4 protein-coding genes and 1 pseudogene are annotated in these 6,804 nt (G+C 52.3%); all 5 read right to left on the minus strand.

The window, feature by feature from the left end; genetic code table 11:
* Positions 1 to 117: 117 nt before the first annotated feature.
* Positions 118 to 2,022: a propionyl-CoA synthetase gene (locus AC4GL5_RS09215; protein WP_490382485.1), complete on the minus strand. Its 1,905-nt coding sequence runs from the start codon at positions 2,020 to 2,022 to the stop codon at positions 118 to 120.
* A gap of 383 nt (positions 2,023 to 2,405) precedes the next feature.
* Positions 2,406 to 3,329 (minus strand): annotated as a pseudogene (gene mmsB / locus AC4GL5_RS09220) (3-hydroxyisobutyrate dehydrogenase); the annotation flags it as partial.
* Between the two features lie 94 nt (positions 3,330 to 3,423).
* On the minus strand, positions 3,424 to 4,536 hold the full coding sequence (locus AC4GL5_RS09225; RefSeq protein WP_490382486.1) for an enoyl-CoA hydratase/isomerase family protein: 1,113 nt from the start codon (positions 4,534 to 4,536) through the stop codon (positions 3,424 to 3,426).
* 71 nt (positions 4,537 to 4,607) lie between these two features.
* The gene (locus tag AC4GL5_RS09230; protein WP_490382487.1) at positions 4,608 to 5,411 is read right to left on the minus strand and encodes an enoyl-CoA hydratase; all 804 of its coding nucleotides are present in this window, start codon (positions 5,409 to 5,411) and stop codon (positions 4,608 to 4,610) included.
* Positions 5,408 to 6,574 carry an acyl-CoA dehydrogenase family protein gene (locus AC4GL5_RS09235; RefSeq protein ID WP_490382488.1) on the minus strand — a complete coding sequence of 389 codons (1,167 nt, stop codon included), beginning with the start codon at positions 6,572 to 6,574 and terminating at the stop codon, positions 5,408 to 5,410. Before AC4GL5_RS09235 ends, AC4GL5_RS09230 begins: the two co-directional genes overlap by 4 nt.
* Positions 6,575 to 6,804 lie beyond the last annotated feature (230 nt).

Consider the following 6,804-nt stretch of genomic DNA (forward strand, 5'->3'; position numbering starts at 1 on the left):
ACAAGAAGAATTAAAATAATACTTAAAAAACAGTGTGTTGAAAAAAACAATTTCCCTGAACAGGCAGAACCAGAGGCCAAATAGAGCCCCTGTTCTACTTCTGTCCTCAGTTTGAAATCAGGCCTGCGAAGGCTCCGGAGCCAAACCTTCACTCACCATTTTCTCGGTAATTTCCGGCAGGATAGATTCATCATCAATCGTCGACGGCATCGCATAAGACTCACCATTAGCAATCTTGCGCAGCACAGCTCGAAGAATCTTACCGGAACGGGTCTTAGGTAAACGGTCCACCACCAGAGCTCTCTGGAAACAAGCAATCGCTCCGATCTGTTCACGGATCATGGCAACCAGCTCTTTCTCCAGCACCTCTTCCTGAATATCGACACCATCTTTCAACAGGATCAGACCGACCGGCACCTGCCCTTTCAGAGACTCCTGCACGCCAATCACAGCACACTCTGCAACCGCAGGGTGCTTGGCGACCAGCTCCTCCATCTCACCGGTGGAGAGACGGTGACCGGAGACGTTAATCACATCATCGGTACGACCCATGATGTAAACAAAGCCGTTTTCGTCGATGTAACCACCATCCCCCGTGTGATAATAGCCAGGGTAGTCAGAGAGATAGGAACTCAGATAACGCTCATGATCATTCCAGAGCGTTTGAGCACAGCCTGGTGGCAAGGGCAGTTTAATCGCTATACCACCATTCTCATTCGCGCCCAGCTGATGTCCCATCGGATCCAGCACCTGAACGTCATAACCGGCAACTGCACGGTTTGTAGAGCCCACACGGATATCGGTCGCACCCAGAGCCGTAGCAGGAGCCGTTACCGGCCAGCCGGTTTCAGTCTGCCACCAGTGGTCGTAGATCGGTTTCTGAGAGATCTCATGCAGCCAGTGATAGGTCGGGGAATCGAGCTTTTCACCCGCGACAAAAATATGTTTAAGAGAGGAAACATCGTACTGACGGAACAGATTGCCGTCAGGATCTTCTTTCCGGATCGCGCGAAACGCCGTAGGAGCTGCGAACATACCGTTCACCTTGTACTCTTCAACAACCCGCCAGAAAGTACCGGCATCCGGCGTACGAACCGGCTTACCTTCAAAGAAGACCGTGGTACAGCCACCCATCAGTGGGCCATACATAATAAAGGAGTGACCAACAACCCAGCCGACATCGGAGCAACCCATCCAGACATCACCGGCCTGCATGTTGTAGATATTGCGCAGTGCGTAATACAGAGCAACCGCATGACCGCCATTGTCCCGCACGATCCCTTTCGGCTTACCTGTGGTACCTGAGGTGTACATGATATACAGCGGATCCGTACTCTTCATCGGCGTGCAACCCACTGGCGAAGACTGTTCAAACAGCTCATACCAGTCCAGATCACGACCCGCCTGCATCTCAGCTTTCGCCTGAGGACGCTGCAGAACGACAACACGCTCCGGCTTATGCTCGGCCTGATCCATGGCCGCATCAACCAGCGGCTTGTATTCAATCACCTTGGTAAATTCGATACCGCAGGACGCGGTCAGCACGACCTTAGGCTTGGCATCATTGATACGGATCGCCAGCTCATGAGGGGCAAAACCACCAAACACAACTGAGTGCACCGCACCGATTCGGGCACAGGCCAGCATCGCGATACCGGCTTCCGGCACCATCGGCATATAGATAATAACGCCATCGCCTTTGCCCACACCCAGACTGGTCAGCGCACCGGCAAACTGAGCCACCTGATCACGCAGTTCGTTATAAGTGAATTGTTTCTTGGAGTTGGTCGCAGGAGAGTCATAGATAAGCGCAGTCTGCTCACCTCGCCCCTGTTCAATCTGATAATCCAGCGCCAGATAGCTGCTGTTCAGCTCACCATCGGCAAACCAACGGTGGGTACCGTCGTCGAGAGCTTCCAGAATGTTTCCCGGTTTTTTAAACCAGGCGATATTGTCCGCCTGATCTTTCCAGAATGCTTCCGGTTCATTCAGCGAACGCTGATATTCACTTGCATAACTCATATCGGCCATCCATTTGTTATTGTTTTACCTCGGGGATTGCCCGGGCAAACTTATTGCGGCAAACATGACTGAAAATTTGAATCACAGGATCCGATGTTTTCAAAATTTCCTAAAAACCTCAGATTCAGGATCAGTTCTCAGTACTTCTTATTTTTATTAACTAAAACTGCTTTGTTACTGAATCGGTTTTCGATCGCTTCCGAGAAGCGGTTATCCGCCGGTTAGCGGAATAAACTGCCCAAACGCCTGTTCGGGCCACCTGATGAAGATATCAGGCATAAAGACATTACAAAAGAAAAGCCCTATACCCGCTTTGAAGAAGCCACCATGCCTAGATTTTCGACAATAGCGCTAGCCCAAAGTGATACAGAGCTTGGGATCTCTTAGTCCAGATCAGCAAACATCTTCTGGATGCTGGAGAAGTCCAGAGAGCCGTTACCGTTTGCCGCATGCATCGCAAACAAGTTGCGCGCCATTGAACCCATAGGGATACTGCAGCGGGATTTCACCGCAGAATCAAACGCCAGACCCAGATCTTTCGCCATCAGGTCAACCATAAAGCCGCCCTGATAGTTGTTAGAGGAAGGTACACCTTCCATTACGCCCGGATACGGGTTGTACACCTGCAGCGCCCAGTTGTTACCGGAGCTCTTCGACATGATGTCTGAAAGAACCGCAGGATCCAGACCGTTCTTAACACCCATACCGATCGCTTCGGTCGTACCCGCCATCAGAATCGCCAGCAGCATGTTGTTACACACTTTAGCCACCTGACCCGCACCGGAAGCACCCGCATGGAAGATGTTCTTACCCATCGCTTCCAGAATCGGCTTAACAAGCCCAAAGGCTTCTTCAGTACCGCCCACGATAAAGGACAGCGTGCCGGCCTTAGCACCACCAACACCACCGGATACCGGCGCATCGACCATCTTGATGCCACGTTTTTCCGCTTCTGCCGCCACACGCTGAGCTGACTCTGCTGCGATGGTACTGGAATCGATGATCACAGTGTTCTTATCAACGATATCCAGCAGGCCAGCCTGATCGATATACAGACCTTCAACATGCTGCTGAGCCGGCAGCATAGAGATAACAAAGTCCTTGCTGGTTGCTGCAGCTTCTGCCGATGCAGCAGACTGAGCACCTTCTGCAACAGCTGCCTCTACAGCGGCAGGAACCAGATCAAATACGGTCACTTCGTGACCCGCTTTAACCAGATTCACAGCCATAGGGCCGCCCATGTTGCCTAAACCGATAAATGCGATCTTAGCCATCTGTAATCTCCATTTGTTCTTGTTTTGATTGTTTTGATTTGTAGATTGTTTTAACTGTTAGCTCGGTAGTATGGGCAGAACAGCGCATCAGCACCGCCCCGCCATCGAAACTTATAACGGGCGCTGATTAAAGATCATTCAGCGGGTGCTGCCCCTCAGCCCACAGAGGCTCAAAGAAGCTGTCGAGCCACTCGGTCTCCACCGCAGCCACATCAGCACTGTGCCATTTCGGCTCACGATCTTTATCGATCAGCAAAGCACGAATCCCTTCGGCAAACTCGCCTTTACAGGTCGCCTGCACCGAAAGATTCAGCTCTGAGCGGAACACCTCAGCCAGCGACATCTGACGGGTTGCTTTAAGCTGACGCACGATCAGCTGCATCGCCGTTGGCGAACCTGCAGCCAGCGTTCCAGCTGCCCGGGACAACCACTTGTCTTCCGTCTTAACAGAGGTGATCTGCTTAACCAGAGTTGCCACATCATCGGCATCGGTCAGCTGCTGAATCAGATCAAAATGCTCACGAACCGGTGACGCAGGCAGCGCTTCAAGGCTTTGTGACTCCTGCTGACGCAGCACCTGATTGACAACGGTTTCCGCATCGGCAGACCAGTCCGCAGCTTTCAGCGCGTCAAAGGTTGCTTCACGGCGATCATGGGACAAAAAACGATCACCCAGCCCAACAAACAGCGCATCAGCCGCATTGATGTTGGCACCGGTCAACCCCAGGAACAGACCGGTACGGCCCGGCATACGATTCAGGAAGTAACTACCGCCCACATCCGGATAGAGACCGATGGTAATTTCCGGCATCGCAATACGGGCCGACTCGGTTACCACACGATGACTGGCTCCGGCCATCAGACCCAAACCGCCACCCATCACAATACCGTTGCCCCACAGGATGAACGGCTTGCTGTAGGTATGAATCAGGTGATCCAGACGGTACTCGTCCGTGAAAAACTTTTCTGCGTACGGGTTCGGACCACCCGGATGCTCAACCATAGAGTTGTACAGCTGAACAATATCACCACCGGCACAAAACGCTTTATCACCCGCGCCCTGCAGCCAAACGGCTTTTACCTGATCATTTTGCTGCCAGGCCAGAAACTGCGGATACATCGCCTCTATCATCTCAAGGCTTAAAGCGTTAAGCGCTTTCGGAGCGTTAAGCGTGGCCACACCGATCAGATGACCGTCCCGTGTCGCCAGCTCTTCAAAAATTACAGGTGCATCAGACATTAAAGATCCCTCAGATATTGTGACCGCTAAGAAAGCGAAAACCGCTGAATAACATCACGCCGATACAGGTATCAGGCGTTTTTCCATTCCGGTTTACGCTTCTCAAGGAACGCATTCACGCCTTCTTTCTGGTCCTGAGTATCAAACAGATCAACAAACAGCTCACGCTCCTGCATGCAGCCCACAGCCAGGGAGTTATTACCACGGGCGTTATGTACCAGATTCTTACAGGCGGTCACGGCTACAGGGCTTTGTTTCGCCACTTTCTCAGCCAGCGCGATAGCCGTCGCCAGTGCGTCACCTTTAGCAACCACTTCTTCCACCAGACCGATCTTCTCAGCCTTCTCAGCGGTAACACGCTCACCGCACAGGATCATGCGCTTCGCCCAACCTTCACCCACCAGCCAGGACAGGTTTTGAGTACCACCGGCACAGGGCAGCAGACCCACAGCGGCTTCCGGCAGCGCCATCTGAGCCTGCTCTTCTGCGATACGGATATCACAGGCCAGCGCACACTCCAGACCACCACCCATGGCGTAGCCATTGATCGCCGCGATAGAAACACCACGGAACTCCTGTAGCGTTTCAAAGGCTTCACCGAAAATACGCGCCATCTGACGGGCCACGGCTTTATCGCCATCGGCGAACTTGTTCAGATCCGCACCGGCAGAGAAGAATTTCTCGCCCTGACCGGTCACCACCAACGCATAGATATCCAGATCGGCATTCAGGTCTTCGATCAGCTTTTTCAGAGCAGGCAGAGACTCATCATCCCAGGTGTTCGCAGGAGGGTTATTGATCGTCAGGATTGCAGTATTACCCTGAACATCTAACAGGAGTTTTTCAGTTGTAGATTTAACACTTGAATGGCTCATCGAATAACCTCCAGAACGCCGTCCATCATGACCCGGCGAGAAATAATTAAACGCATAATTTCATTAGTACCTTCCAGAATCTGATGCACACGGGCATCACGCATGTAGCGCTCCAGAGGGTATTCCTTGATATAACCGTAACCACCGTGCAGCTGAATCGCATCGTTGGTCACATCAAAACAGGCATCTGTGGCAAAGCGTTTCGCCATGGCACAGTAAAGTGTTGCCTCACCGTCTTTCTCATCCAGCTTGGATGCTGCAAGGCGCACCATCTGACGGGATGCCACCAACTGAGTCACCATATCCGCCAGCTTGAACTGCAGCGCCTGGAAGCTTGCCAGCGGCTTGCCGAACTGTTCACGCTCCTGCATGTAGCGCTGGGTATCGTTAACAGCCGCCTGAGCCGCGCCGAGAGAACAGGTCGCGATATTGATACGACCGCCATCCAGCCCCTTCATGGCGATTTTGAAACCATCACCCTCTTTGCCCAGAATATTACGGGCCGGTACACGCACATCTTCAAAAGTGATCAGGCGGGTTGGCTGACTGTTCCAGCCCATCTTCTCTTCTGCCTTACCGTAGTGAATGCCTTCAGCATCCGCCGGTACAACAAAAGCAGAGATCCCTTTCGCGCCATCTTCCTGACTACCGGTACGGGCCATCACCACCAGTACATCGGTGCTGCCGGCGCCGGAGATAAACATTTTGCTGCCATTCAGGATGTAATCATCACCGTCACGACGGGCAGACGTACGCAGAGACCCCGCATCAGAACCGGCACCCGGCTCGGTCAGGCAGTAGGAACCCAGCAGCTCACCCATCGCCATGGGTGGCGCAAACTCATCACGCAGATCTTCCGCCGCAAAGCTTGCGATCATCCAGGTGGCCATGTTGTGAATGGTGATATAAGCGGTGGTTGAGGTGCAGCCCATCGCCAGCTCTTCGATAATCACGCTGGCATCCAGACGGCTAAGACCCATGCCGCCCGCCTCTTCCGGTACGTAGATTCCACAGAATCCCATTTCACCGGCTTTCTTGATCACATCCACCGGAAAAATATGCTCGGCATCCCATTGAGCTGCATGTGGAGCCATCTCATTCTGAGCAAAAGACCGCGCGGCATCACGGAAGGCGATCTGATCTTCTGAAAGATTAAAATCCATAATTCATACCATTGGCTGTCGTTATTGTTTTAAGCGCTGTTGTTTAAATGCTGCTGTTTTCATTATTACGCTGAAAGATCAATCCCCGGCTGGCCCTGTCATTCAGTCAGAAGGGATGGATCATCTTTATAAAAGCGAGTTACCCGACTGAGAGCGAGCGGTCGAAACACGACTTTATAAAGATGACGTTTACGTCAACTTGCTTAAACAATATAAAGCATACCCCCATA

It is taken from the genome of Oceanospirillum sp., from assembly GCF_982874595.1.

What these genes read in the sequence shown, in the direction of transcription:
- AC4GL5_RS09215 (WP_490382485.1), bottom strand. Translation starts at nt 2,022, where the DNA reads ATGAGTTATGCAAGTGAATATCAGCGTTCGCTGAATGAACCGGAAGCA.
- AC4GL5_RS09225 (WP_490382486.1), bottom strand. Translation starts at nt 4,536, where the DNA reads ATGTCTGATGCACCTGTAATTTTTGAAGAGCTGGCGACACGGGACGGT.
- AC4GL5_RS09230 (WP_490382487.1), bottom strand. Translation starts at nt 5,411, where the DNA reads ATGAGCCATTCAAGTGTTAAATCTACAACTGAAAAACTCCTGTTAGAT.
- AC4GL5_RS09235 (WP_490382488.1), bottom strand. Translation starts at nt 6,574, where the DNA reads ATGGATTTTAATCTTTCAGAAGATCAGATCGCCTTCCGTGATGCCGCG.